At 67.3% G+C, this 24262-nt stretch carries 21 protein-coding genes; 4 read left to right on the top strand and 17 right to left on the bottom strand.

Annotated features, from left to right (window positions below; all coding sequences use genetic code 11):
- The first annotated feature begins 134 nt into the window (after positions 1 to 134).
- Together AB0I34_RS07645 and AB0I34_RS07640 are read left to right on the top strand one after the other, a co-directional pair.
- Entirely contained in the window at positions 135 to 1136 is a 1002-nt protein-coding gene (locus AB0I34_RS07645; RefSeq protein WP_360441103.1) for a LacI family DNA-binding transcriptional regulator, read from the top strand.
- Complete coding sequence (locus AB0I34_RS07640) at positions 1133 to 2566, top strand: sulfatase-like hydrolase/transferase (protein WP_360441100.1); 1434 nt, start codon at positions 1133 to 1135, stop codon at positions 2564 to 2566. Before AB0I34_RS07645 ends, AB0I34_RS07640 begins: the two co-directional genes overlap by 4 nt.
- On the opposite strand, the gene AB0I34_RS07635 is transcribed toward AB0I34_RS07640, so the two are convergent.
- Entirely contained in the window at positions 2546 to 3037 is a 492-nt protein-coding gene (locus AB0I34_RS07635; protein ID WP_360441097.1) for a hypothetical protein, read from the bottom strand. The two genes, AB0I34_RS07640 and AB0I34_RS07635, sit on opposite strands and share 21 nt — an antisense overlap.
- 148 nt (positions 3038 to 3185) lie before the next feature.
- A complete protein-coding gene (locus AB0I34_RS07630; protein ID WP_360441094.1) occupies positions 3186 to 4691 on the bottom strand; it encodes an alpha-L-arabinofuranosidase C-terminal domain-containing protein in 1506 nt (501 codons plus the stop codon).
- Positions 4692 to 4798: 107 nt separating this feature from the next.
- On the opposite strand from AB0I34_RS07630, the gene AB0I34_RS07625 reads away from it, so the two are divergent.
- Positions 4799 to 6016 (top strand): ROK family transcriptional regulator, encoded by a 1218-nt coding sequence (locus tag AB0I34_RS07625; protein WP_360441091.1) that lies wholly within the window; start codon positions 4799 to 4801, stop codon positions 6014 to 6016.
- A 1-nt stretch (position 6017) separates the two neighbouring features.
- Here the strand turns inward: AB0I34_RS07625 and AB0I34_RS07620 are convergent, their stop codons facing one another.
- The 14 genes from AB0I34_RS07620 to AB0I34_RS07555 form a co-directional block, all read right to left on the bottom strand.
- Positions 6018 to 8000 (bottom strand): hypothetical protein, encoded by a 1983-nt coding sequence (locus AB0I34_RS07620; RefSeq protein WP_360441088.1) that lies wholly within the window; start codon positions 7998 to 8000, stop codon positions 6018 to 6020.
- A 13-nt stretch (positions 8001 to 8013) separates the two neighbouring features.
- Positions 8014 to 9603 (bottom strand): arylsulfatase, encoded by a 1590-nt coding sequence (locus tag AB0I34_RS07615; RefSeq protein ID WP_360441085.1) that lies wholly within the window; start codon positions 9601 to 9603, stop codon positions 8014 to 8016.
- 31 nt (positions 9604 to 9634) lie between these two features.
- Positions 9635 to 10363 carry an SDR family oxidoreductase gene (locus AB0I34_RS07610; protein WP_360441082.1) on the bottom strand — a complete coding sequence of 243 codons (729 nt, stop codon included), beginning with the start codon at positions 10361 to 10363 and terminating at the stop codon, positions 9635 to 9637.
- Positions 10360 to 11253, bottom strand: a complete 894-nt coding sequence (locus AB0I34_RS07605; RefSeq protein ID WP_360441079.1) for a carbohydrate ABC transporter permease — start codon at positions 11251 to 11253, stop codon at positions 10360 to 10362. Before AB0I34_RS07605 ends, AB0I34_RS07610 begins: the two co-directional genes overlap by 4 nt.
- Entirely contained in the window at positions 11243 to 12163 is a 921-nt protein-coding gene (locus AB0I34_RS07600; protein WP_360441076.1) for a sugar ABC transporter permease, read from the bottom strand. The genes AB0I34_RS07605 and AB0I34_RS07600 overlap by 11 nt, the downstream gene beginning before the upstream one ends.
- A gap of 3 nt (positions 12164 to 12166) precedes the next feature.
- Positions 12167 to 13246, bottom strand: coding sequence for an enolase C-terminal domain-like protein (locus AB0I34_RS07595; RefSeq protein ID WP_360441073.1), 1080 nt, complete (start codon positions 13244 to 13246; stop codon positions 12167 to 12169).
- Entirely contained in the window at positions 13239 to 14468 is a 1230-nt protein-coding gene (locus AB0I34_RS07590; RefSeq protein ID WP_360441070.1) for an ROK family protein, read from the bottom strand. Before AB0I34_RS07590 ends, AB0I34_RS07595 begins: the two co-directional genes overlap by 8 nt.
- Positions 14469 to 14475: 7 nt before the next feature.
- Complete coding sequence (locus tag AB0I34_RS07585) at positions 14476 to 15789, bottom strand: extracellular solute-binding protein (protein WP_360441067.1); 1314 nt, start codon at positions 15787 to 15789, stop codon at positions 14476 to 14478.
- Positions 15786 to 17279 carry a sulfatase-like hydrolase/transferase gene (locus AB0I34_RS07580; protein WP_360441064.1) on the bottom strand — a complete coding sequence of 498 codons (1494 nt, stop codon included), beginning with the start codon at positions 17277 to 17279 and terminating at the stop codon, positions 15786 to 15788. The genes AB0I34_RS07585 and AB0I34_RS07580 overlap by 4 nt, the downstream gene beginning before the upstream one ends.
- Positions 17280 to 17450: 171 nt before the next feature.
- Positions 17451 to 18245, bottom strand: coding sequence for a sugar phosphate isomerase/epimerase family protein (locus AB0I34_RS07575; RefSeq protein WP_360441061.1), 795 nt, complete (start codon positions 18243 to 18245; stop codon positions 17451 to 17453).
- Positions 18242 to 19294, bottom strand: coding sequence for a zinc-binding dehydrogenase (locus AB0I34_RS07570; protein WP_360441058.1), 1053 nt, complete (start codon positions 19292 to 19294; stop codon positions 18242 to 18244). Before AB0I34_RS07570 ends, AB0I34_RS07575 begins: the two co-directional genes overlap by 4 nt.
- 32 nt (positions 19295 to 19326) lie before the next feature.
- Positions 19327 to 20223, bottom strand: coding sequence for a carbohydrate ABC transporter permease (locus AB0I34_RS07565; protein WP_360441055.1), 897 nt, complete (start codon positions 20221 to 20223; stop codon positions 19327 to 19329).
- Complete coding sequence (locus tag AB0I34_RS07560) at positions 20223 to 21140, bottom strand: sugar ABC transporter permease (RefSeq protein ID WP_360441052.1); 918 nt, start codon at positions 21138 to 21140, stop codon at positions 20223 to 20225. The genes AB0I34_RS07565 and AB0I34_RS07560 overlap by 1 nt, the downstream gene beginning before the upstream one ends.
- Position 21141: 1 nt before the next feature.
- Positions 21142 to 22446, bottom strand: a complete 1305-nt coding sequence (locus tag AB0I34_RS07555; RefSeq protein ID WP_360441049.1) for an extracellular solute-binding protein — start codon at positions 22444 to 22446, stop codon at positions 21142 to 21144.
- A gap of 132 nt (positions 22447 to 22578) precedes the next feature.
- Here AB0I34_RS07555 and AB0I34_RS07550 point away from each other — a divergent pair, with 132 nt between their 5' ends.
- The gene (locus AB0I34_RS07550) at positions 22579 to 23634 is read left to right on the top strand and encodes a LacI family DNA-binding transcriptional regulator (protein WP_360441046.1); all 1056 of its coding nucleotides are present in this window, start codon (positions 22579 to 22581) and stop codon (positions 23632 to 23634) included.
- Positions 23635 to 23645: 11 nt separating this feature from the next.
- On the opposite strand, the gene AB0I34_RS07545 is transcribed toward AB0I34_RS07550, so the two are convergent.
- Entirely contained in the window at positions 23646 to 24164 is a 519-nt protein-coding gene (locus tag AB0I34_RS07545) for a carboxymuconolactone decarboxylase family protein (RefSeq protein ID WP_360441043.1), read from the bottom strand.
- Positions 24165 to 24262: the final 98 nt, after the last annotated feature.

Below are 24262 nucleotides of genomic sequence, written 5' to 3'. Positions count from 1 at the left end.
GCGCGGTACAACGTTGTACCAAGAAACTGCGCCAGGTGTACAGAGTCCGGTCGAGAATCCGCTGCCGTATGCGGGGCGGGGCGATCTAACGTTGTATCGTTCGGTGCGACGATCCAGCGTGATGGGAGGTGCCGATGGCAGCGACGCTGAGCGATGTCGCGGCGCGCGCCGGCGTCTCGATCAAGACGGTGTCGAACGTCGTCAACGGCACCGGCCGGGTGGGAGCCGAGACCAGGGATCGGGTCGAGCGGGTCATCGAGGAGCTCGGCTACCGTCCCAACGTCTCGGCCCGGAACCTGCGCCACGGCAGGTCAGGCGTGATCGCGCTCGCCGTACCGGAGATCGGGAACCCGTACTTCGCGGAGCTGGCTGAGCTGGTCGTGAAGGCCGCCGAGGGCTACGGCTGGACCGTCCTGATCGATCAGACCGATGCCGACCCGGACCGCGAACGCCTTGTCCTGCAAGGGATCCGGTCGCACCTGATCGACGGACTGCTGTTCGTGCCCGGCCGACTGAGCGCTGACGACTTCGCCGCCCGGACGGACACCACGCCGATGGTCCTGCTCGGTGAGCGGCTGACGCGAGTCGCGGACCGGGTGGCCATCGACAGCTACGCGGCGGCCCGCGCCGCCACCGAACACCTGATCGACCTCGGCCGGACCCGGATCGCCGCCATCGGCGCCACCGCCAGCGGTGATGCCGTTTCCCGTGGCCGGTACGAGGGATACCACGACGCCCTCGTCGCCGCCGGTCACCGGCCGTCGGCGAGGCTCGTGGTGCCGCAGCGACGCTGGCGCCACGAGAGCGGCGTAGAGGCAGTCGGTCGCCTGCTCGCCCTGAGCCGGCCGCCCGACGCGCTGTTCTGCTCGAACGACCTGCTGGCCCACGGTGCGCTCCGAGCGCTGCACGACCACGGCGTGCGGGTGCCGGACGACATCGCGGTGGTCGGCATCGACGACATCGCCGAGAGCCGGTTCAGCCGGCCCAGTCTCACCTCCGTCGCGCCCGACAAGCGGCACATCGCCGAAACCGCGGTCGGCCTGCTCGCCGACCGCCTGAAGGGGAGCTTCTCGTCCGCACCCCGTGAGTTCATCGCCGGGTTCCACCTCGAGGTCCGGGAAAGCACCGAAGGATGAGTGACCCGACGCCCAGAGACATCGTCCTGGTGATGACCGACCAGCAGCGAGCGGACCTCACGGCGCGGGAAGGATTCCCCAGGGACTGCACGCCCGCCCTCGACAGCCTGGCCACCAGCGGCCGCTGGTTCGACCGGGCCTACACCACGACACCGCTCTGCGTCCCCGCCCGCATCAGTCTCCTCACCGGCCGGTTTCCCAGTGCGCACGGAGTTCTCGGCAACAGCGAGTACGACGATCCAGCCCGCGGCGCCGACCTCATCGACGTACTGAGCGCCGCCGGATTCCGCACTGCGCTCGTAGGCAAGAACCACTCTCACTTGACGCCCGAGCGGCTCGATCACTGGATCGAGTTCAGTCATTTCGGTCGCGTGCCGCCGACCGCCGCGACCGGCACCGACCGCGAGTTCGACGACTGGTTGCGTGCTCACCCCGGTACGACGACAACCCCCAGCCCGTTCCCGCTCGAGCACCAGTTGCCGGCTCGTATCGTCGACGAGGCGATGAGCTGGCTGGACACCGCCGGTCCGGACGACCGTTCGTTCCTCTGGTTGTCGATTCCCGAACCGCACGTTCCCTATCAGGTGCCCGAGCCGTACTTCTCCACCTACGGACCCGACACAGTGCCACCCGCGGCGACGACCTCCGAAGTCCTGGCAGAACGCGACTTCAGTTGGCGCTACGCGGGCAAGCTCGCCGAGCAGAGCGGTGAGGCCGATACGGAGGTCCTGGCCCGGGCCCGCGCGAACTACGTCGGCATGCTCCGGCTCGTCGACGACCAACTGGCGAGGCTCGTGGCCCACCTCGAGCGGACCGGCCGGCTCGCGACCACGCTGTTCGTGCACCTGGCCGATCACGGCGACTTCGCCGGTGAGTACGGCCTGATGCGCAAAGGCCCCGGACTTCCCGAAGTACTCGCCCGGATCCCGATGGTGTTCCACGGTCCGGGTGTCCCTCCGGATCCGCGTCCCAGCTCCGCTCACGTGTCGATCGCCGACGTCCTGCCGACGATCTGCGAGCTCATCGGAGCGCCCGTCCCGCCCGGCGTCCAAGGACGCAGCCTCGTTCCGCTCCTGCGCGATCCGGATCAGACGAGCGGCTTCCCGAGCGTGTACGTCGAGCAGGGCCACGGACCGCCGTACTGCGAGGAAGACCTCGGCGATCGGACGCCTGGAGTACGACGGGGACCGGACGGGCGGGTGGCGATCGACACCGTCAACGAGGTGACCCAGGCCGGCGTACGCCGGATGATCCGGTCCGGACGGTGGAAGCTACTGTCCCTGGCCGATGGCACGATCCAGCTCTTCGACCTGTCGACCGATCCGTTCGAACTCAACGATCTGGCAGGTCGCCCGGAACATGCAGCGACCTGCCAGAAGCTTCACAGCGAACTGGAGTCTTGGCTCGTATCACGCGACATTCACGCGTGACCGACGCTTCGACTTCCACGCGTTGGCGCCCAGAGCAACGATGCCGACGACCAGCCCCGAGCCGATGCCGATCATCAAGGCGATACCGGTGGTGTACCCACGCAATGCGAGGTCCTGCCAGCCTGCGCTGAAGTGGTCGGCGAAAGCGACCGCGCCGGCGGGCGGGTTGTGGCCGAGCGAGGGCCCGACGTTCCACAGCACTTGGTGGACAAGCACCAGCGACAGTGCGTAGAGGACGCCGACCATCAGGAAGTCCAGGAACGGGCGACGACTCCTGCGTACGACCGCCACGACCAGCCAGACCGCGAACGGCACCAAGGCGAGGAAGTAGTAGAACAACGAGCCTTCCGGTTCGACGATGCCCAGATCCTCCAGGACCGTCCGCGGCACCGCGAGCGCGACCAGCAGAAGCATCAGCCACGTCGGCAGCTCCGTGGCCGGGAAGCGCCGGCTGACGTGATGCTGATTCATGATCCTCCTCCTTTCGGGTGGGCGACGCAGGACCGCGTCGCATCCATCCAAGAGTCGGTCGAACCAGCGTGCTCCCGCATCGGCTCGGCGGCGGCACCCGATGTACGCCCGAGGACGTACTCCGAAGGCAACTCCCCCTCCGGGAGGGCTACGCCACGACAGGCCCGGTCGTGGTCAGCTCGATGATCGAGTACGAGCTTGGCGGCAGGACCAGGGCAAGGTCGTCGTCCAGCTTGACCTCGTCCGACCGCGGAGCGACGCGGTCCGGCTCGGCCAGGCTGTTGCGGTCCAGCGGATCCTCCGTGTGCAGTTGATGGACTCGCACCACGGTGGTCGCGAGCGGCTGTCCTAGCTCGACGGCCAGGCGCACGGTCTGGTGGCGATCTCGGTTGACCACTGACAACCACACGGTCGTTTCGCCCCGATCCGTCGAGGCGCTCACGTCGACGGCCGGCAGGTCGATCGCCGTACGTTCGAGCGATTCACCGGCGACGTTCGAACAGATCGTGTCACCGACAAGCGAGATCCCACCGCTGTACCGGCGCTGCATCCACAGGGGCCAGTAGACGGTCTCGCGAACCAACTCGTCGTCGGTGACAACCAGAGCTCCCACGACGTTGATGGTCTGGGCGAAGTTCGCCAACGTGACGCTGTCGGCTTGCCGCTGCATGACGTTGAGGAACGATCCGACCGCCAGCGCGTCGACCGTTCGGTAGCGCGTGTCGGTCGGGCGCCACTTCGGACTCATCTCGAACCGGGTCGCGTCCGCGCAGTTCCACTCGGTGAAGGCCAACTCCGGCTTCGGCGTACCGGGCTTCTCCCGCGCGACCAGGTCCACGAGCCCCTGGATCGCGATGATCGCGCTCTCCGTGCGGTACGGACCGCTGAGGACACGCTCGTAGTCCCCGCCGTCAGCATCGGGATCGAACGGCCAGTACGTGTGCAGCGTCAGGTAGTCGATGTGATCCCACGCCTCGCGCAGCAGAGCGAGATTCCAGTCGAGTGCCTGCGACGGCTCGAAGCAGCCGATCGCCAGCACCTTGAGCTCCGGGTCCAATCGCTTGATCGCCTTGGCCCATTCACGGCAACGTACGGCGTTCTCCTGCGGACCCACCTGGCCGAGCTCCCACGGCCCCCACTCCTCGTTGCCGATCTGCCAGTAGCGGACAGCGAAGGGTTCGTCGTACCCGTGTGAGCGCCGCAGGTTGGCCCACACCGAGTCGCCGGTGCCGTTGCAGTACTCGACCCAGGCGAGTGCCTCGCGCAAGGATCCGGTCCCGGTCGTCAGGTTGATCTGCGGCTCGGCACCGATCCGCCGGCAGTACGCTACGAACTCCGCCGTACCGAAGCCGTTGCCGACGTCGTACCCGAAGTGCCAGTCGACCGTCCGCGCACGCTGCTCGCTCGGACCGACCCCGCGTTCCCACTCGTACGACGTTCCGGTGCACCCACCCGGCCAGCGGACGACCGGCGCCCCGAGCTCGCTGATCGCGTCGACGACGGACCGTCGCAAACCCGACTCGTCCGCGTCAGGATGACCGGGATTGTGCAGGGCCTCGTGGGCCACCCAGCGACGGCGGGACAGGAACTGCCCGTAGATCTCCGGCCGGATCGTCCCGTTGACAGTTCCCCGCAGCTTGAATGTCGCTGGCATCACCGGCGGCAGTCCCTTCGTCGACTTATCTCTGTCTTGAAAATAAATACTCCCCGCCAGTGTGTCAACAGTTGGACCAGGCCCCGGGCAGTGCTAGAACCGACAGCATGAAAGAGCTCATGCGTTCTGCCCAGCTCAGCGATGTCCGGCAGCAGAACTACTCGACGATCATGCGTGAGCTCATGCGGTCCGGACCGACAGCCCGCACGGATCTCGCGTCCGCCATCGGGATGTCCACCGGGTCGGTGACCAGGCTCACCGGTGCCCTCGCCCGGGCTGGGCTGGTCCGGGAAGCCACGGAGCCGACGACACGTGGCATGGGCCGCCCGAAGGTCCCGGTCGCCATCGACGAGTCGACGTACGGCGTCATCGGCGTGCACTTCGGCCTGCACCGGATCAACACCTGCCTGATCGATCTGCGTGGACAACTCGTCGCCGAGCTCCCGGCAACCGAGCGCACGACGAACCTCAAACCCCTGCTCCGGGGCGCGGCCCGATCGGTGCGGAAGATGATCGACAGTCACGGCCTGACTGTTCTCGGCGTCGGCGCGAGCACTGGTGGCTGGGTCGACAGCTCGAGCGGACAGGTGCACAGCCAGCCGGTGCTGGGGTGGCAGGAGGCCCCTTTGGCGGAGGCGCTCCATGAACTGGTAGGCCTGCCGGTGCTGGTCGATTCGCAGGTGCGGGCGCTGGCGCTTGCTGAGCACTGGTTCGGCGCGGCGGCCGGCGTGGACAACTTCATCCACCTGTTCGTCGGCAACGTCGTCGGTGCCGGCTTCGTGTTCAACGGGTCGCCGTACCGAGGAGCGCACTCGGCCGCGGGCGGGCTGGATCACCTGCCGGTCGCCGGCCGATCCAGCCAGACCTGTGTCTGTGGCAGCCGGCGCTGCTTCGCGATGGTCGCCGGGGACCTCGAAACCGCCCGCCGAGCCCGCGCCGCGGGCCTGATCACGGACGATCAGGAGGTCTACGACGTCTTCGCCCTGGCGGTCTCCGGCAATCCGCAGGCTCGACGGCTGCTCCAGGATCGCGCCGGCGTGGTCGGGACGGCGACCGCCACCCTGATCGAGCTCCTCGATCCCGAGCTCGTCGTCATCGGCGGCGGGGTCAGCGCTCCGGTCGACCACGTCGCGGTCGTCCGCGACGCCGCGCAGGACAGGCTCGCAGCCAGTCGGGGCGGCGGCGATACCACGGCCACGGCGCGGATCCTGGCGAGCGCGTTCGGACCACACGCCCTGGGCATCGCCGCCGGCGCGATCATGCTGGACGCCGTCTACCGCTCCCCCGAGGCCTTCGTCCCGGCGCTGACCGCCACCGCAAGCTGAATCAGCGAAACCTCAGCTCGATCAGGTTCGCCGAGTGCGGCGGCAGCTCGGCATCGACCTTCTGCCCTTTCGCCCGCAGAGGCGTCGTCGTCCGCTGCACCGGTTGCATCACGTCGTTGTTGTACGCCGTGATGTCGTCGTCGGTCACGGTAGTACGCCATGCTGACTTCACCGCCGGACCGCCGCCCGGATCGACCGTGATCGGGACCGCCTGGTCGAGGCTCCGGTTGACGACCAGCAACTGAAGGCCGTCGTTCGTCCGGGTCGCGGCGGCCACCACGGCCGAGTAGTCCTGGCCGGCCGGCACCGGGTTGCCCGTCATCGTCACCTTCCGCGGCGCGGCGCCGATCATCGGTGCGGCGAGCGTGAGGGACAGCGCGCGTCCGGTGACGCCGAAGCCTGGCGGAGACCCGAGGATGTTGCCCCAGTCCCGCTTCGCCGGATCGGCGTTCGGTCCGCCGTTGAGGTTCGAGTTGATCGACAGTCGTACGCCGTTGGTGATCTGACCGATCAGCAACACGGTCTCGTAGACGTTGTGCATCTGCATCGCCGTGAAGTTGCCCGGCGTACTGACTCCGGTCGGACCGTTCTGGCTGATGGTGCCGTACTCCGTGACAGCGAGCGCGGGCCGCTGGCGCGGGTCCGGGAAGTACCGGCCGAGTTGCCGGCGCAGCTCGGTCAGCTCCTGGGTCGGAGCGTCGCTCACGCTCATCAAGCCCTGATAGAGCTCGGTCGGCGTGTACGCGCCGTCGGCGTCACCGCCCTGCTGATCGGTGTAGGAGTGGATGCCCAGGCAGTCGTACGGGCGGTTGCCCATGGCATCGACGAACTCCGCCTTGCCCCAGCCGGAGCAGACCGTGATCTTCGGATCGACCGCCTTCATCGCGCGGACGAAGTCGAGGAAGCCGTCCTGACGGCCGGTGGTGTACTCGATGCTCAGCTTGGCGTCCTTCGGCGGCACCGCACCGTGGACCCCGTCGCCGAAGCTGACCGTGCCGTCAGCCTTTCCGATGCGGTACACCTGCTCGCTCGGTCCGGCGGTCGCCAGTGAATCCACCCGCGTCCATCGCGCTCCGTTCACCGTCAGCACCGGTTCTGCGATCGGGCCGGACTCGACCGTCGCATCCGCAGGCAAGGCGATCGGCCGGTACCGCGTTCGGTAGGTCTGATCGGCCACGCCCGTACCGGTCCGCCGATTGACCAGATCGCACCCTGTGAACAGCCCGTCGTCGTTCTGGTAGGTCACCGATGCGGCCGTCTGCCGGCTCCACCCGCCCTCGATGAACTGCTTCACCCGGACCTGCAGGTCCTTGTCACGCCAGTAGCGCTGACCGTCGAGAAACGGCTCGTTGCCGTACTCCCAGATCTTGATCCCGTACGGCGCCGGATGGCCGTTGGCGGCACGTACTTCCGCCCAGTCAGTGCCGCCGTTGGGGTTGGTCGCCGTACCGTCGCTGGGCGAGTTCATGTACTCGACATAGTCGGCCGCATCCGCCGACGTCTGGTTGATCGACGGCACCATGACCATGGTCTTCGCGCCGATCGCCGAGACCAGGGCCTCCTCCTCGTCCGGCCCGAACCCGTTCCGCGCACCGGGAATCGCGCCGAAGCGCACCGCCGCGAAGCCGCCGGACGTCTGGCACCCGCGCTGCCCCACCGGGCCGATCGCCGACTTGAAGTCGAAGAAGTTCGCGACCGTCCCACCCGGATAGCGGATCAGGTCGAGCTGCGCCGCCGCGGCCGCGTCGGCGAACCCGGCCGCCGGACCGTGCGTCGCCGGATCCCAGGCACCGAGCTCGTCGTCGATCCACCGGGCGTTCGCACCGAAGATTGCCGGCTCGATCTTCGGCGCGGGCGTTCCGTCCGCCATCACCAGCGGCGCCCGATCGACTCGGATCTCCACCCGGCTCGGCGGTCGGGCGGCGGCCTGGGTGACTCCGGCGGCGACCAGTACGACGGCGATCGCCCCTGTCGTTCTCCTCATGTCCGTACCTCCGTCAGGCGGGCTGGGTCGGCATCGCTGCGCGGGCGGCGAGCACGTCGGCGTACGGAATGACCCCGACCGTGTTCGCCCAGGTCTGCCAGCGGTTCGCCAGCTCCTTGACGCGTTCCGGCTGCGCGTCGGCGAGGTTGTTGCTCTCGCTCCGGTCGGCCAGCAGGTCGTACAGCTCCCACGGTCCTTCGTACTCGCGGACGAGCTTCCAGCGATCGGAGCGGATCGCCGCGTTGCCGATGTGTTCCCAGCAGAGATCGTGGTGTTCGGCCTCGCCACCGCGGAGCAGCTCGAGCATGCTGACACCTGGCAACGCGGGCATCGCCCGCCCGTCGCGCTCGGCGAGCGGCGGCACACCGGTTGCCTCCAGCAACGTCGGCGCGATGTCGGTCAGCTGGTGCGGCGCATCGATCACGCCGCCGGACAGGCCACCGTCCGGCCACGACACGATCAGCGGGGTCGCGATACCGCCTTCGTGCACCCACCGCTTGTACAGACGGAACGGCGTGTTCGAGAGATTCGCCCAGGCCTGACCGTAGCTGGTGTAGGTGTCCGCGGTTCCCGGGCGGATGTCGGGCGAGTTGCCCACGCGCATCGGCGTACCGTCAGGTGCGCTGGGCGGGATGATCAGATGGTGCTGCCGGAACCGCGCCGCGCCCTCGGGATCGCTGCGGAGCTCCTCGGCGCAGCCACCGTTGTCGGACAGGAAGAGCACGATCGAGTTGCCGGCCTGTCCGGTCTCTTCCAGCGCGGTGAGAATCGTGCCGACGGCTCGGTCCATGGCGCGCACCTGCGCGGCGTACGCCTCCATCCGTTCGAGCTGCCACTTCTGTTCAGGTTCGTCCGTCCACGCCGGAACGGCCGGATCGCGGTGGTCGAGCGTCGCGTCGTCCGCGCAGATCCCGGCATCGAGCTGGCGCTGCCGACGGCGGGTCCGCAGGACGTCCCAGCCCTCGTCGAAGAGGCCGCGGGTCTCGGCCAGATCGGATTCCTTCGCGTGCAGCGGCCAGTGCGGCGCGGTGAAGGCGACGTACCCGAAGAACAGGCGCTCATCCTCGGCCGCGTCGCGGATCGCCGCCGCCGCATGCGAACCGATCTCGTCGGTGTAGTAGAAGTCCGGCCCGAGCTCGGACAGCGGTACGGGCGTCTCGCCGTCGTGCAACGTGGTGGTCTGGAAGTAGCTGCCGGCGCCGCTGATCGTCCCCCAGAAGCGCTCGAACCCACGACGCGTCGGCCAGCTCTGATCCGGCTGCTCGCGTTCGTTCGACAGGTGCCACTTGCCGGTCATGTGCGTGTGGTACCCGGCGACCCGGAAGGTCTCGGCCAGCGTGGCGCACCGATCGCCGAGGCTGCCTGGATAGCCGCCAGGACCGTCGTTGTTCACCAGCTCGGCGACGCCGGTCTGGTGTGGGTGCAGACCGGTCAGCAGCGACGCGCGCGAGGGGCTGCAGCGGGCGGTGTTGTAGAAGTTCGTCAGGCGGGCGCCGTTCTCGGCCAGCCGGTCGATGTTCGGCGTACCGATCTCGCCGCCGTAGCAGCCGATGTCGGAGTACCCCATGTCATCGACGAGGATGATGAGGACATTCGTTTCCATGCAAGGCCTCCAAGAGCTTCACGTGTTCGCATCAGGCCCACCGGGGCAACGTGGCGAGCATTCCTCCGTCGACCGGGAGCGACACCCCTGTCACACCTCGGGCGTACGGTCCGAGGAGGAAGGCGACGACCTGCGCCACGTCCTCGGCGGTGACGAAACGGCCGAGTGGATGCTCGGCCAGCAGGCTTTCGGCGGCAGTCGGATCGGACCAGCGCTCCTTGTTCCGCTGCACCGGAACGAATCCCGGCAGAACGGCGTTGCAGCGCACACCCTGCCGGCCCCACTCCACCGCGCCGGCCCGGACCAGGGCGTCGAGAGCGGCCTTGCCCAGCGCGTACGCCGCCATGCCGGGCGCTGCCCGCCGCGCATGCACGCTGGAGATGTGGACGATCGATCGGTCGCCCGACGCCGCATCGGCGACCGCCGTACTCCAAGCCCATGCCGCGGCGACCTGCACGTCGTACACCTCCGCCAGGGCGCGCTGGTCGAGACTCGCCAGCGCTCCACGATGCTCAGACAAGGTCGCCGTCACCAAGCCAGTCAGACGGCCCAGGCGAGCCGCGGACTCGACCGCGCGGCCGATGCTCGTTTCGTCGCGGACATCGCCCACGACCCACTCCACCGCTCCCGAAGCCTTCAGGCAGGCAGGCCGCTCCACCAGGTCGACGCCGACCACCGCCCAGCCGCTCGCCGCGAGAGTCGAGGCGACAGCGGAGCCGATGCCGCCACCCGCGCCGGTCACCAGTGCAACAGATCTCATCCCTTCAGGCCCGAGGTGGCGACGCCGTCGACGATCCGCCGCTGGAACGTGATGAACAGCACGAGCGGCGGGAGGAGTGCAACGGTGCTCATGGCAAGCATCGGCCCCCAGGACGAGTCGCCGGTCGAGTCGAGGAACTGGCGCAGCCCCAGCGGCACGGTGAACAGCTCGACGTCGTTGAGGTAGATGAGCTGCTTGAAGAAGTCGTTGTAGGTCCAGATGAACGTGAAGATGATCGTGGTGACCAACGCCGGCCGCAGCAACGGAAACACGATGTAGCGGTACGTCTTCCACGGATTGCAGCCGTCCAGCCGGGCGGCCTCGTCCAGCTCCCGCGGCAGCGACCGGATGAACTGCACCATCAACAGCACGAAGAACGCGTCGACGGCGAAGAAGTGCGGCACGAACAAGGGGTAGAACGTGTTCACCCAGCCCAGCTTGTTGAACAAGATGTACTGCGGCACCAGCGTGACGTGGGTCGGCAGCATCAGCGTCACCAGCATCGTCGCGTAGGCGATCCGCCGCCCGATGAAGTTGAGCCGCGCGAACGCGAACGCCGCGAGGCTACACGAGATCACGTTCCCGACGATGGCGAACAGCGAGATCAGCAGTGAGTTCTCGAGGAAGATACTGAACGCCGTGGACACTCCCCGCCAGCCCTCGGCGTAGTTCGACGGCTGCAGGTGGCGCGGAATCAGCCCGGGCTGGGAGAAGATCTCGTCGGTCGGTTTGAAGGAGCTCGCCACCATCCACACCAGCGGATAGAGCATGACGAGCGTGACCACGATGAGCGCGAAGTGGGCGAGCAGGCGCCGTCCCGGCGCCCAGCGGCGGACCGCCACACGGCTGTCGGCGTCGTCCCGGATCGCGGCGAGTCGTTCAGTCGCCATAGTGCACCCAGTACCGGCTGAAGATGAAGTTGACCGCGACGACCGCGCCGGCCAGCAGCACCAGCATCCAGGCCATCGCCGCCGCGTAGCCCATGTCGAAGTTCACGAACCCCTCCTGATAGAGGTAAAGGGAGTAGAAGAGCGTGGAGTCGGCCGGCCCGCCCGAACCGTCGCTGATGATGAAGGCCGGCGCGAACGCCTGGAACGACCGGATCAGTTGCAGGGTGAGATTGAAGAACAGGATCGGGCTCAGCAACGGCATCGTGATGCTCCAGAACTGGCGCCACCGGCTCGCGCCGTCGACCTGGGCGGCTTCGTAGAACTCACGTGGTATCTGCCGGAGCCCGGCCAGGAAGATCACCATCGGGGCACCGAACTGCCACACCTCGAGGGCGATCAACGTGCCCAGCGCGGTGTGCGGTTCGGAGATCCAGGACGGACCGTGGATGCCGACGAGGGCCAGCACCTGGTTGACCAGCCCGTCGCCGTTGAAGACCTTCCGCCACAGCACCGCGATCGCCACGCTGCCACCGAACAGCGACGGGAGGTAGATGGCCGAGCGATAGAAGTCGAGGCCGCGCAGTCCCCGGTTCAGGACCACCGCGACCGCGAGGGCGAAGGCCAGACTGAGCGGCGTACCGACGAAGACATAGATCGCGGTCACCTTCAGGGACTGCAGGAACAGCGGATCGGCACCGAACATCCGGCTGAAGTTGCCTGCGCCGATCCACTTCGGTGCCGACAGCAAGTCGTAGTCGGTGAAGGCGAGATACAGCGACATCAGCATCGGACCTGCGGTGAACGCCAGGAAGCCCACCAGCCACGGTGCCAGGAAGGCCAGCGCCCAGCCGTTCTGGTAGCGGGTACGACGCTTCCGCTCGCCACGGATCGTCGGATAGGTGATTGCCATGGATCACTCCTTTCGGCGGGAACGAGGCCGGCAGCCGATGCCGGGACCGGTCGGCCGGATGATCCCGTCGGTCACGGGCTCGGCAGGCTCGAGGAAGGCGGTGCGATCCGCTTCGCCCCACGCGAACTCGAGCCAGGTCGGCGTACCGGCCAGTCCGGCGAGATGAGCCGCGTGGGCGGTGCCGATCGGACCGCTCGGATTGTGGAACGTGAGTTGCGTACCTTCGATTGCCTCGGCGATCCGTGTGACGCCGACCGGTCCGCCGGCGTGCTTGGGATCGACTAACCAGTACCGGAGTGCACCAGTGGTACACGCGGCCGCAGCGACCTCCGGACTCCAGATGTGCTCCCCCGCGGCCAGCGCGAGTCCGCCGGCGGCTGCCCTTTCCATCCCGGGCCGGTCACCGATGGGCACGAGGTCCTCGACCCAGTGCAGCCCCATCGGCGCCAGCTCCCGGACGACGACATCCAGCAGTTCGGCGGGGACGAGGTGGTGACAGTCGACCATGAGCTGTACGTCGCTCGGAAGCGCATCCCGGACGCGTGCGACGAGTTCGATGCCTGCGTCAATCAACTGGGCGCCGCACATCCCACGGGCGTAGTTGTCTAGGAACGGCGCCACTTTCAGTGCGGGGAATCCGTTGCCTACAGCATCTACTGTCGCCGCGAGGATCGCCTCCGGACCGTCACCGCCGTACCTGCGGTTGAGGTTTGCGTACAGGCGCACGGGCTGCGGTTCGCCGAGGCCGAGGGACGTCGAGAGCGGTCTGCCCTCGAGGCGTGCCTGCAGATCCGCGAAGGCAGCCTCGTATCCACCGAGGACGGTGGACCATAGGAACGCGTCCTCGCCGGCGGTCCTCAGCTTCTCCAGCTGTCGACGCAGCGTCGTCCGGGCCACGTCCAACGGAAGCCCGCTCACCACCGAGCTGACCGAGCGCGCGGCGTTCACCAAGGCGTCCAGCGGCGCTCCGTCGGAGAGCTCGCCGACACCTCGGGCGCCGTCGGCAACCACCTCGACCATCACCCACGTACTGCGCCGCGAAGCCCGGTAGGACCAGACTTCCGCCGAGTCGACGTCACCCATAGCGCAGCTCCAGCAGTCCGGGGACGAACTCCGCCGGTGCCGCGTAGATCCGATCGAGGATCACGCTGGCCGCGGAAACCGCTACGCCATCTGTGCCGAACGCGCTCAGTCGGACCACCGAATCGACGTCCACCGGGCGCTTGTCGCGCAGGTACGCGCGGGCTCCCCGCTGGACGGACCGAAGGTACTCCGGCGCATCGACCACACCGCCGCTGACGACGACCACCTCGGGGTCGAGCATGTCGATCAACGTGCCGGCCGCAACACCCACCAGCTCCGCCCTCGCGACCAACAGAGCATCCGCACGAGCATCGCCGTCCCTGGCGGCCTGGACGAGACGCTCCAGTGTCCCGCGCGTCCCGATCAGACCTTCCTTGCGGGCACGCGCGAGTACGGCGAGATCGCTGGCCGCCACGTGCAGACAGTCTCGCCGTCCACAGGAACAGACCTCGTCGGCCGTCACACCCACGGAGAGGTGATCGACGGTTCCCGCGGCCGCGCAGTAGCCCGGGAACACGCGGCCGCCGAGCATGAAACCGGCACCCACGACGTTCCCCACGAACAAACCGATCAGATCGTCCACACCCTGCGCGCCACCGAACCAGCGCTCGGCCATGGCCAGCGCCCGGAAGCTGGAGTCGACCTCCGTAGGCATCCCCAGACCGCCCGCCAGCGCATCCCGCAGCGGGGCGTCCCGCCACCGCAGTACTCGATGGTCACGCACCACACCGGCTTCGCGATCGACCCAGCCGCCGGTGCTCGCCCCGACACCCAGAATCCTGCCCGGGGTCCGTGAAGTCAGCTCCTGGATCCCTTCGACCGCCTGGGCGACAAGAGGTTCGAAGCCGCGCCGGCGATGCGGGAGACGTACCTCGGCCAGCAACGCACCGCGCAGATCCAGCAGGCACACGGTGGTGCGGCGCAGTCCGAAATGTACGCCGACCACGCGATGGGCCCGATCGTCGACGACCATCGGGGTTCGCGGCCGGCCGAGCGCGCCCTGACCGGATTCGGCCGGCAACTCACGCAGCAGACCTGCCTCGGAGAGGAGCCCGGTGAGCTTCGTCATCGTGCCCGTCGCCATTCCGGTGAGCCCGGACAGCTCCGACCGCGCGATCGGACCGTGCTGCATCACCGCACGCAGGATCGCCGAGTAGTTCTGCTGCCGGACGTCGAACGGCTGCGCCGACCGCGGCCGCCGGCCCTGGCAGGCAGTGCTCACTTGAGGCTCACTTGAGCGCGGCCTGAGCGTCCGCGAAGAACTTGGTCACCGCCTGAGCCACCGTGCTCTTGCCGAAGCCGACGACCTGGTTCGCGTTCGGCAGCGAGGTCTGCAGCAGCTTGCTCGCACCGGGCGGGTACATCTGCAGGGCGGCCGGACCCTTCGACTCGACCAGCGCATAGTTCTCGAGCACCAGCTTGTTCAGGCCCGTCGCGGACTTCGCGATCGTGGCGCGAATGTCCTCGGGGATCGGGACGCCACGAGCCAGTCCCATCGCAGTGGCCGCCTCCGGCTTGCTGGTGAGGCACTTGAGCATCGACACGGCGCCCTCGATGTTCTTCGACTTGGGCGAGATCGCGAACCAGCCGGCCGGAATGATGTTCGTGCCGGGCTGAGAGCCCGCACCACCGGACGGGAACGTGCCGAGGCTCAACGTGTCCTTCGTCAGACTCTGCATCGACGGCAGACCTCGCGACGTCGCCGTACCGGTGTACGCCGCCTTGCCGACCGTCACCGGGTCGTTCTGGAACCCGGTCGCAGCCGCGGTCAAGGCCATCGGTACGGCGGCTCCGTTGCCCCGCAGGTCCTGCCAGAGCTGCAGCCAGGCCGCCATGTCGTCCTGACTGAACCCGAGCGAGCCGGCGTCACCGAACAGCGTCTTGCCGCGACCGCGCAGGAAGGATTCGAGGCCGATCGGGCTGCCGCCCTGATCCGCCGTACCGGCCAGCTTGTGACCGCTCTTGCCCCAGACCTCCGCCATCGTGGCCTTGTACTCGTCGAGCGTCCAGTCGGGGCTGGGCGCTGCCAGACCGAGTCCCTTCAGCTTCGTCGTGTTGACGATGATGGCCGGCTGGGTCGCGGCGCCGAGCAGGGCGAAGTAGTACTTGCCGTCGGCCTTGATCGTCGTCGACACGTAGTCCGGCATCGAGTCCAGGCCGAGATCGTCCTTGTACTGGTCCAACGGCTGCACCGCACCGCGCTTGACGTACTCCATCAGGTACGGCAGGTGGATCTGGAACACGTCCGGTGGGTTGCCGCCGGCGACTCGGGTGGCGAGCTTGTCGTAGTACCCCGAGAACCCGGAGTACTGCGGGTTGACCTTCGCCGCACCCTCGCTCTTCTGGTAGACGTCGAGGGCCTCGATGAGCTTCTTGTTCTGGTCTCCCTCGCCCCAGAACATCACCTCCAGCGCCGCGCTGGAACCGCCGCCGCCCGACGAGGAGCCACCGAGGCCGCGGGAGCAGGAGGAGACGGCGGCGACTCCGGCCGCCGCGGCACCCAGCTGCAGGAACGTGCGCCGGGACAGGTGTGTGCGGGTCATGATGTGGCCTTCGCTTTCGATGAGCCGGCGCGGACCAGGGCCGCGGCGTCGGGAAGTACGTCGGCCACCTCGTCCGCGAGGAGCTTGGCCAGCGACGCCGCCGTCGGTGCTCCCTCGGCCGTGGCCGCGATGTTGTGCTGCTCCCAGGGGTCGGCAGCAAGGTCGTACAGCTCGGCCTCGTCGTGAGACCGGAAGATGTAGCGATGATCCGCGGTGCGGACGGACAGGTTCAGACTGTCTCTCGGGTACTGCCAATCTCTTGCATGGAACGGATCTCCGTTCCCACCGGGACGCCCGTCGTGCAGCATCGTCTCGGCGGTCACATAGTCGCGCGTCGGTGCGGCCGAGTCGGTGCCGAGCATCGCCGCGAACGAACGCCCGTCATGTGATTCGTGCCAGGGCACCCCGGCGACCTCGGTCAGGGTCGGTCCGATGTCGCACAGCGACACGAAGTTGGCGTTGCGGCTCTGCCGGCCGTCCGGGTGACGCACGATCAACGGCACCCGGAGGTCTTCCTCGTAGTGCAACCAGTGACCCTTCTCCATCAGCCGGTGGGCGCCCATCAGGTCGCCGTGGTCGGAGGTGAAGACGACGACCGTCCGGTCCCACTCGCCGGCGTCCTCCAGGTACTGGCGGATCCGGCCGAACTGGCTGTCGACGAGTGCGCACAGTCCGAGGTAGTGGCTGGTGACCTCGATCCAGTCCTGCTCGGTGAGGCCCTCGAAGTCGCGGGCGAAGTGCGACTCCCGCACCTCGCGCGGTTTGGTCGCCGTACCCGTCGACCAGCTCTCGGGGAGCCGGACTTGGTTGCGATCGATGAGTTTGTCGTAAGGGCTCGGGACGAGCATCGGGAAGTGCGGTGCGTTGAACGAGCACACGGCCAGCCACGGCTTGTCCGCGGGACGCTGATCGAGCCCGGCCAGGAAGCGGTCGCACTGCCAGTTCTCGAGGAACGACTCCAGTGGAACGCTCGATGTCGCGTACGGCCGCTCGGCCAGCGCCTCGAGGTCGGGTGCGGTGAGGTTCTCGATGTGGTCCGGGTCGAACGCGTACCCCCGTTCGCCCGCCCAGGACCGGTACTCCTCGATGTACCGGCCACGATCCTGACCACGCAGTACGGCGGGAATCGCACTGCTGTCCGCCCACCCCATCCGCTCCGGCGTCGTACCGGGAACGTGCCACTTGCCGTTGTAGTGCGTGTGATAGCCCGCGGCGGCGAAGGCCTGCGCGACCCCCGCCGTACGCAACTGTGGTTCGATCGGCCGCCAGTTCCCCAGTACGCCGTGGTGCCGCGGCATCAGACCGGTCCACAGACTCGTCCGCGCCGGGCAGCACAACGGGAACGGCGTGTAGCACGCGTCGAAGACGGTCGACTCCCCCGCCAGCTCATCCAGGTACGGCGTCCGCGCCGCGGGGTTGCCGGTCCAGCCCATCGTGTTCCAGCTCTGCTCGTCAGCCATGACGACCAGCACATTCAGACGGTCGGTCACACGCCTCACCTTGTCGGGGGTCAGCGGCTTTACTTCCAGCTGAAGTTAATTCCCCCCACCGCGCCTGTCAACCACTCGCCCCAGGGGTTGACAGGGTCGCGGACCCGCATTAACTTCAACCGGAAGGAAAGCGCCGTCGCCTCCTTTTTGTTGCTTAGAACAACAAGATGGTCAGCGTGAGAGCAGCTTGGCGACCCTTGGTAAGACCTGGTCGACTGGGCCGCTGAGACCGCATTCCATGGCCAGCCAGCCGCTGTAGCCGATGGCTTCCAGGGCCCGCAGGGTTTCTGGCCAGTCGTAGTGGCCGGCACCGGGCTCCAGGCGGTTGCTGTCGCCGAGCTGGACGTGGCCGATCAGCGAAGCGGCCTGCCTGATCGACTCGCCGACGCGGGCTTCCTCGATGGACATGTGGAAGGTGTCCGCGGTGATCATGACGCCGGGCGATCCGACCTCCTCTACCACCGAGACCGCATCGGCCAGCTGGTTGATCACGAAGTCCTCGAACCGGTTCAACGGTTCCAGGTAGACCTTCGCACCCACGGACTCGCCATGCTCACCCACCTCACGCAAAGCCTCGACCAGCGCCGCCCGGGAATCCTCCACCGAGCGCGGCGGGACGAACGGCGGCAACCGTCGGGAGAACAGACCGAAGGCGTGCGGCGAGACGATGCCGGTGCCGCCCGCCGCCACGATCGTGCTCAACTGGAGCTTGAGCTGCTCGATCGCATCGCGGCGACGGTCGGCATCGAAGTCTCCGATGAAGTGGTCCATGTGGACGACCGCGGTCGGCATCAGTACGCCGGCATCGCGGGCCCGTCGCAGTTCGTCGATCCGCGCTCCGAAGATCCCGTCGCCACGGGCGGACAGTTCGATCCCGTCGAAGCCGACCGTCCGCACGAAGGCGAACTTCTTCTCCAACGTCTCGCCGGGCAACGTCAGCTCCGCGGCCGCAAGCCGGAAGCTCATGAGTTCACCTCCTGGTCGAAGCTGAGCACGACCTGCAGCGCATCCTGCGGACGTTCATCGAGCATCTGGAAGGCCTCCGCGGCTTGAGCAATCGGCACGGTGTGCGTGATCAGGTCGGTCACGTTCAGCCGCTTGTCCGAGGCGAGCTGGATCGCGGTCCTCGCCAGTCGGTCGTAGTTCCAGCGATGCTGCAAGGCCGGCGCGACGCCCGAGATCTGCGAGCCGATCAGCGACACTCGGTTGTGATGGAACTCCTCCCCCAGCCGCAAGCCCGCACCCTCGCCTTGCATGAAGCCGGCGACGCAGACCCGGGAGCTGTACGCGACCGACCGAACCGCCTCGTGCAGGGCGTGGTAGCTGCCCGACACCTCCAGGCATACATCGGCGCCGCGGCCTTCGGTCAGGTCACGGATCCGCTCGGCGATCCCACCGTCAGCGGGATCGAGCACACCATCGGCGCCGAGGTCCAGCGCCAGTTGACGGCGGGCAGGGAGCCCGTCAACCGCGATCACCCGGCCGCCGTTCAGCCGGGCCAACTGAGCGGCCAGTTGCCCGGGTACGCCGAGGCCGAAGACCGCGACCGTCTCGCCGATGTGGATGTCGGCGTCCAGCACCAGGTTCAGCGCGATCCCACCGATCTGGCTGAAGATTCCGACCCGCGGATCAACGCCGGCGGCCAGGATCCGCTGCGTAGCCCAGGCCGCCTTCTTGACCGTCTGGCTGCGATGTCCCCAGGTCCCCCAGATCACGTCTCCGACGTTGACGCCGTCAGCCGCGGCGCCGAGCGAGACGACCTCGCCGACCTCCTCGTACCCCCAACCGTCGACGGGGTAGCTGATCGATGTGTCGCCCTCGACGAAGAGCCGGGAGTCGTCGTTCCATCGCTTGTTCAGATACGGGTTGCTGCCGCGGTACGCCGTCAGTTCGGTGCCCGCGGAGATGCCGGAGTACAACGTACGAATCAGGACCTCGTCCGGTTGCGGGGTGCGCTCGATGTCGGGCACGACCTCCGCGACGCGAGGTGAGCTGAATCTGACCAGGGATGGCATAGGTCTCCTTCGGAACTGCGTTGTGCGGTGAGTCAGCCCTTGACGGCGCCGGACATGAATCCCTGCGTGACTTGGCGTTGGAGGACGACGAAGATCACGATCACCGGGACGATGGTGATCAAGGTGCCGGCCGCCAGTGGCCCGATGTCCATCGAGCGGCCGCCGGTGAAGTTGTACAGACCGGCCGTGAGGGGCCGGTACTTCCCGCTGGGCAGGTAGAGCAACGGCACCAGGAAATTGTTCCAGTTGCTCAGGAACGTGAAGACCGCCAGCGCGGCGGCACCCGAGCTCACCATCGGCACCATCACCTGCGCGAAGATGCGGCTCTCGGAGGCGCCGTCGATTCGCGCCGCCTGCTCCAGCTCTTCGGGCAGATCGGAGAAGAAGGCCCGCATGAAGAACGTCCCGAACGACAGGTTGGTCGAGATCAGCACGAGGTTCGCGCCGACCAGGCTGTCCAGCAGGCCCATCGACCGGAGCTGGAAGTACAGCGGGATCATGTAGGTGAAGAAGGGCACCAGCAGCCCGAGTACGACGAGATAGAAGGCGACCGTCCGCCCCGGGAAAGGCAATCGGGCGAAGGCGTAGCCGGCCATCGTCGAGATCACGATCACCACCGCCGTACTGGGCACAGTCAGCAGCACGCTGTCCAGCAGATAGCTGCTGAACCGCCCGACGGTCCAGGCCGAGCGCAGATTCTCCAGTGAGAACGACGAGAACAATCCGAACGGATCGCTACGCACGTCCTGCGGTGTCTTGAGTGCCGTGGAGATGATCAACAGCACCGGGAACAGCGTCAACGCCGCCATCGCGATCAGCGCCAGGTGGCGGACGGCGAGATCCGTGGACCGGCGGACCGCATGCCGGCGGAACTCCAACTGCTCGCTGGATCGAGTGCGGCCGGAGACGGCGACAGGCAGATCGGCCATCAAGCCCCCAGCCCTTGCAGCGAGAGCCGTCGCTGAAGACGGTTCAGCATGATGGTGAACGGCACCGCCAGGACCGTGATCAGCAGCGCCAGCACAGTGCCGTAGCTGATCCGGTTGAGCTGGAACGCGCTCGAGTACGCGTACGTCCCGAGCACCTCGGTGGCATCGGCCGGTCCACCGCCGGTCATGATGAAGATGATGTCGAAGACGCTGAACCCACCGACCAGAGTCAGGGTCAGAACCATCAGGAAGACCGGCATGATCTGCGGCAACAGGATGTGCCACAGCCGCTGGCCGGCATTCGCGCCGTCGATCCGGGCGGCGTCGACGAGTTCCACGTCGACGTTGCGCAGCGCGGACAGGATGATCATGATGACGAAGCCGCAGGTCGCCCAGATCGCGGTGACGAGCACGGCGAAGATCGCGGTGTCCGGATCCCCGAGCCAGCCGCGGCTCCAGCCTCCGAGACCGACAGCCCCGAGCACCCGGTTGATCCAGCCGTTGACCGGGTCGTAGATCCAGCCCCAAACGATGCCGATCGCCACCCCAGGCAGCATGAACGGCAGGAAGAACAGCAGCCGGTACGCCGCTCCACCGCCGCGACTGGACCAGATCAGGACGGCCACCAGCAGTCCGATGATCATCGGCGCAGCGGTGCCGATCCCGATCCAGATCGCGTTGTTCCCCAGCGCGTGCCAGGTCGCGGAGTCGGTGAACATCTCGGTGAAGTTGCTCAGCCCGACGAACGGCGGTGTCGGATCGAGGCCGTCGAAGTCGACCACCGAGTAGTAGAGCGCGTTGACCATCGGGAACACGAAGAACACCGCCGTGATCACCGCCACCGGAAGCGCCAGCAGGATGCCGAGTCGCGCCTGGGCCCTGCGAGTGACCGCAGGAACGTTGCTGACGGCACCCATCCTATTTCGCCGACTTCTCGTACGCCGTCTGCAGTTGGGCGGCGACCTTCGCCGGATCGGACTGGTCGCTGAGGATGCCCTGGATGCCTTTCCACATGGCGTTGTTGAAGACGTCAGTGGTCAGAACGTCGATGTTGTACCCGAAGTCACCGGTGCCGTCGGCGATCTTGGCCGAGTCGTCCAGGACCTGCTTGAACAACGGCGACGCCTTCATGCCGGCGGTGTCGATGGGATAGGCAGGGATGTCCTGCAGCTTCTCGGCGGCCCAGCGGCCGTGTTCGGCGGTGAGCAGATAGTCCAGGAACTTGATCGACGCGTCCGCTTTCGTGGTCGACGCGGAGACGAACGTGCCCGCCCCGAGACCGCCGCTGAAGATGCCCGATCCGTCCTGGGCCGGGAACGGAATGAAGCCGACGTCGAACTTGGCGTTCCGCTCGATGTCCAGGGCCAGCCAGCTGCCGGTCGGGTCCATGGCAGCCTTGCCGGAGTAGAACAGCGCGTTCGCGTTGTCGTAGCTGACCGCTGCCGGTGACGGAGTCAGCAGACCCTTGTCGTTCCACTGCTTCCAGACCGCCAGCGAATCCACCACCGGCTGGGTGTTCCACGACGTACGGCCGTTGAGCAGGTCGTCCATACCCTTCGATCCGACCGCGCTGGACAGCGACATGCTGAGCAGATGGCCGCCCTGCCAGCCTTCCTTGTCGCTGACGGCGAACGGGACGACGTTGTTCTGCTTGAGTTTCTCGGCCGCGGCGGTCAGGTCGGCGAGATTCTGCGGTTGGGCGATCCCGTGCTTCGCGAACAGCGTCTTGTTGTAGAAGATGCCGACTTCCTCGATCTGGCTCGGCACGCCGACGATCTTGCCGTCGAAGGTGACGCGCTTCTTGGCGAAGTCGTAGATCGGCCACTTGTGCTCGGCGTAGGCACTGGTCAGGTCGTACACCAGCCCTGCCTTGGCCAGTGCGCCGGCGAAGCCCGGTCCGGTGTCGTATCCGAAGACGTCGGGACCCTCACCGGAGCGCAGTTGGGTCTGCAGGACGGTCCGGACGTTCTCGCTCGGAATGACGTCGAGCTTCACCGTGATGCCCCGGTTCTTCGACTCGAACGTCTTCAGGTCGGACTTGATCAACTCCAGATCCGCCGGATCCTCCGGCTGCCCGATCATGTACCGGATCTCCTGCCGGCTGCCGGTGTCCTGCTCGACGGTTCCGGACCCGGCGCCCCCAGCGCCGCCGGTGCAGGCCGCGCTGGCGAAGAGTGCTCCGGTGGTCAGCATGATCGAGGCGACGTACGCGATCTTCTTCACGAGCCCACTTCCCTGTCGGCGGTTGCACTGCATCGGAAGCGTTTCTAACGTTAGAAGTTCTAACGTTAGAAGTATGCTGACCGGGCTCGTGGGCTCTGTCAAGATGTGGCTGAGGTAGTCGAAGGGACAACGATGACGCCTGAGAACGGCCTACCGGGTCGTCCGGCCCGGCTGAAGGACGTCGCGGAGCTGGCCGGGGTGTCGTTGAAGACCGTGACCAACGTGGTCCACGAACGGCGGCACGTGAAGGCCGAGACCCGGGCCCGGGTCAAGGCCGCCATCGCCGAACTGGGCTACACCCCGTCACTGGTCGGACGGCAACTGCAGAGCGGCCGCAGCAACATCGTTGCCCTCGCCGTACCACGGATCGACGAGCCGTACCTGGGCGCGTTGGCGCACGCCTTGATCATGGCTGGGGAACGGCACGGGTACGCCGTCTTCACGGACGAAACCGGGCGCAGCGACGAGCACGAGCTGCGCGCCGCCGGCGGATATCCGGGCCACAGCATCGACGGGGTGATCTACAGCCCGCTGGCGGTGGATCCGCGACGGATGGCGGACATGAGCCGGTTCACCCCGATGGTGCTGCTCGGCGAGCACCTGAGTGAGGGCACCGCGGACTACGTCGCGATCGACAACGAGCAGTCTGCCCGGGATGTCGTCCGGCATCTGGCCGACGGCGGCCGGCGGCGGATCGCGTACGTCGGTGGCAATCCGTCCCGGCCGTCGAGCGTCGGCCAGTTACGACTCGAGGGCTACCGCGCCGCGGTGCGGGAGCTGGACCTGGAGAGCCGCGACGACTGGTTGCTCCGCTGCGACCGCTACAGCCGGGAGTCGGGTTCGGCGGTGGCCGAGCAGCTACTGCCCCGGATCGGCGAGATCGACGCGTTGGTCTGCGCCAGCGATCTGCTGGCGATCGGCGCCATCCGGACCTTCATCGAGCACCAGGTCCGGGTGCCTGAGGACGTGGCCGTGATCGGCTGGGACAACATCATCGACGGACGCTACCTGTCCCCCAGTCTGAGCAGTGTTGCCACCGACCTGGATCTCCTTGCGGACAAGACATTCGAGGCCTTGATCAGCAGAATCGAGGGCAACCGGGACCCGGCCCGCGTCTACACCGTCGCGCACGACATCATCGTCCGCGAGTCGAGCCGGCCAACGAGCGCGACAACTGAACCAGGCTGAGGCTGTTGGTGTTACCTGCTGTAGTTCTTGCCGATGGGTCTGCCGGGGATGGGCTTGGCGATGAGGGCGACCGGGACGAACATCCCGAAGTGGCCGATGGCCATGGTGAGGATCCAGAGCTCCTCGTCGTCGTACAGGGCGGAGGCTCTGGCGAACAGTTCGTCGGGGACGCGTTCGCCGAACGGGTTCGGGGTGAGGACGGCCTCGATGATCTCCAGTGCGACCCGTTCCGCGTCGGTGAAGAACGGGGCGTCCTGCCAGGTCGCGACGGCGGTGATGCGCTGGTCGGTCTCCCCCGCTTTGCGCAGGTTGTCGGTCATCGCGATGGAGTGGTAGGTGCTGCCAACGATCTGCGCGCCGCGGAGCAGCATCAGGTTGATGGTGGCCTGCGGAACCGGCCCGTTCCGTACGGCGCTGCGCGCGGCTCCGGAGAGTTTTGCCAGCTCGGGGAACAGCTTGGTGAGGTCGGGCAGACGCGACTCGATGGTGTCCTGCTCCGTCGTGACGGCGGTGGTGATCGGCGTGGACATGTGAGGTCTTCCTTCCGGTGTGCGGGATGGTGTCTCACCCGGTCCGACAAGGCACGCGCCGGGAATGTGAGGCGACGTCACATTCGGGGGCGCTGATT

Source organism: Kribbella sp. NPDC050281 (genome assembly GCF_040655855.1).
Lineage (GTDB): Bacteria > Actinomycetota > Actinomycetes > Propionibacteriales > Kribbellaceae > Kribbella.
This window is presented reverse-complemented; position numbering and strand designations above follow the sequence as displayed.

Bases quoted from the DNA above. Each gene is read 5' to 3' on its own strand.
- AB0I34_RS07645 (WP_360441103.1), top strand. From the start codon at position 135: ATGGCAGCGACGCTGAGCGATGTCGCGGCGCGCGCCGGCGTCTCGATC.
- AB0I34_RS07640 (WP_360441100.1), top strand. From the start codon at position 1,133: ATGAGTGACCCGACGCCCAGAGACATCGTCCTGGTGATGACCGACCAG.
- AB0I34_RS07635 (WP_360441097.1), bottom strand. From the start codon at position 3,037: ATGAATCAGCATCACGTCAGCCGGCGCTTCCCGGCCACGGAGCTGCCG.
- AB0I34_RS07630 (WP_360441094.1), bottom strand. From the start codon at position 4,691: ATGCCAGCGACATTCAAGCTGCGGGGAACTGTCAACGGGACGATCCGG.
- AB0I34_RS07625 (WP_360441091.1), top strand. From the start codon at position 4,799: ATGAAAGAGCTCATGCGTTCTGCCCAGCTCAGCGATGTCCGGCAGCAG.
- AB0I34_RS07620 (WP_360441088.1), bottom strand. From the start codon at position 8,000: ATGAGGAGAACGACAGGGGCGATCGCCGTCGTACTGGTCGCCGCCGGA.
- AB0I34_RS07615 (WP_360441085.1), bottom strand. From the start codon at position 9,603: ATGGAAACGAATGTCCTCATCATCCTCGTCGATGACATGGGGTACTCC.
- AB0I34_RS07610 (WP_360441082.1), bottom strand. From the start codon at position 10,363: ATGAGATCTGTTGCACTGGTGACCGGCGCGGGTGGCGGCATCGGCTCC.
- AB0I34_RS07605 (WP_360441079.1), bottom strand. From the start codon at position 11,253: ATGGCGACTGAACGACTCGCCGCGATCCGGGACGACGCCGACAGCCGT.
- AB0I34_RS07600 (WP_360441076.1), bottom strand. From the start codon at position 12,163: ATGGCAATCACCTATCCGACGATCCGTGGCGAGCGGAAGCGTCGTACC.
- AB0I34_RS07595 (WP_360441073.1), bottom strand. From the start codon at position 13,246: ATGGGTGACGTCGACTCGGCGGAAGTCTGGTCCTACCGGGCTTCGCGG.
- AB0I34_RS07585 (WP_360441067.1), bottom strand. From the start codon at position 15,789: ATGACCCGCACACACCTGTCCCGGCGCACGTTCCTGCAGCTGGGTGCC.
- AB0I34_RS07575 (WP_360441061.1), bottom strand. From the start codon at position 18,245: ATGAGCTTCCGGCTTGCGGCCGCGGAGCTGACGTTGCCCGGCGAGACG.
- AB0I34_RS07570 (WP_360441058.1), bottom strand. From the start codon at position 19,294: ATGCCATCCCTGGTCAGATTCAGCTCACCTCGCGTCGCGGAGGTCGTG.
- AB0I34_RS07565 (WP_360441055.1), bottom strand. From the start codon at position 20,223: ATGGCCGATCTGCCTGTCGCCGTCTCCGGCCGCACTCGATCCAGCGAG.
- AB0I34_RS07560 (WP_360441052.1), bottom strand. From the start codon at position 21,140: ATGGGTGCCGTCAGCAACGTTCCTGCGGTCACTCGCAGGGCCCAGGCG.
- AB0I34_RS07550 (WP_360441046.1), top strand. From the start codon at position 22,579: ATGACGCCTGAGAACGGCCTACCGGGTCGTCCGGCCCGGCTGAAGGAC.
- AB0I34_RS07545 (WP_360441043.1), bottom strand. From the start codon at position 24,164: ATGTCCACGCCGATCACCACCGCCGTCACGACGGAGCAGGACACCATC.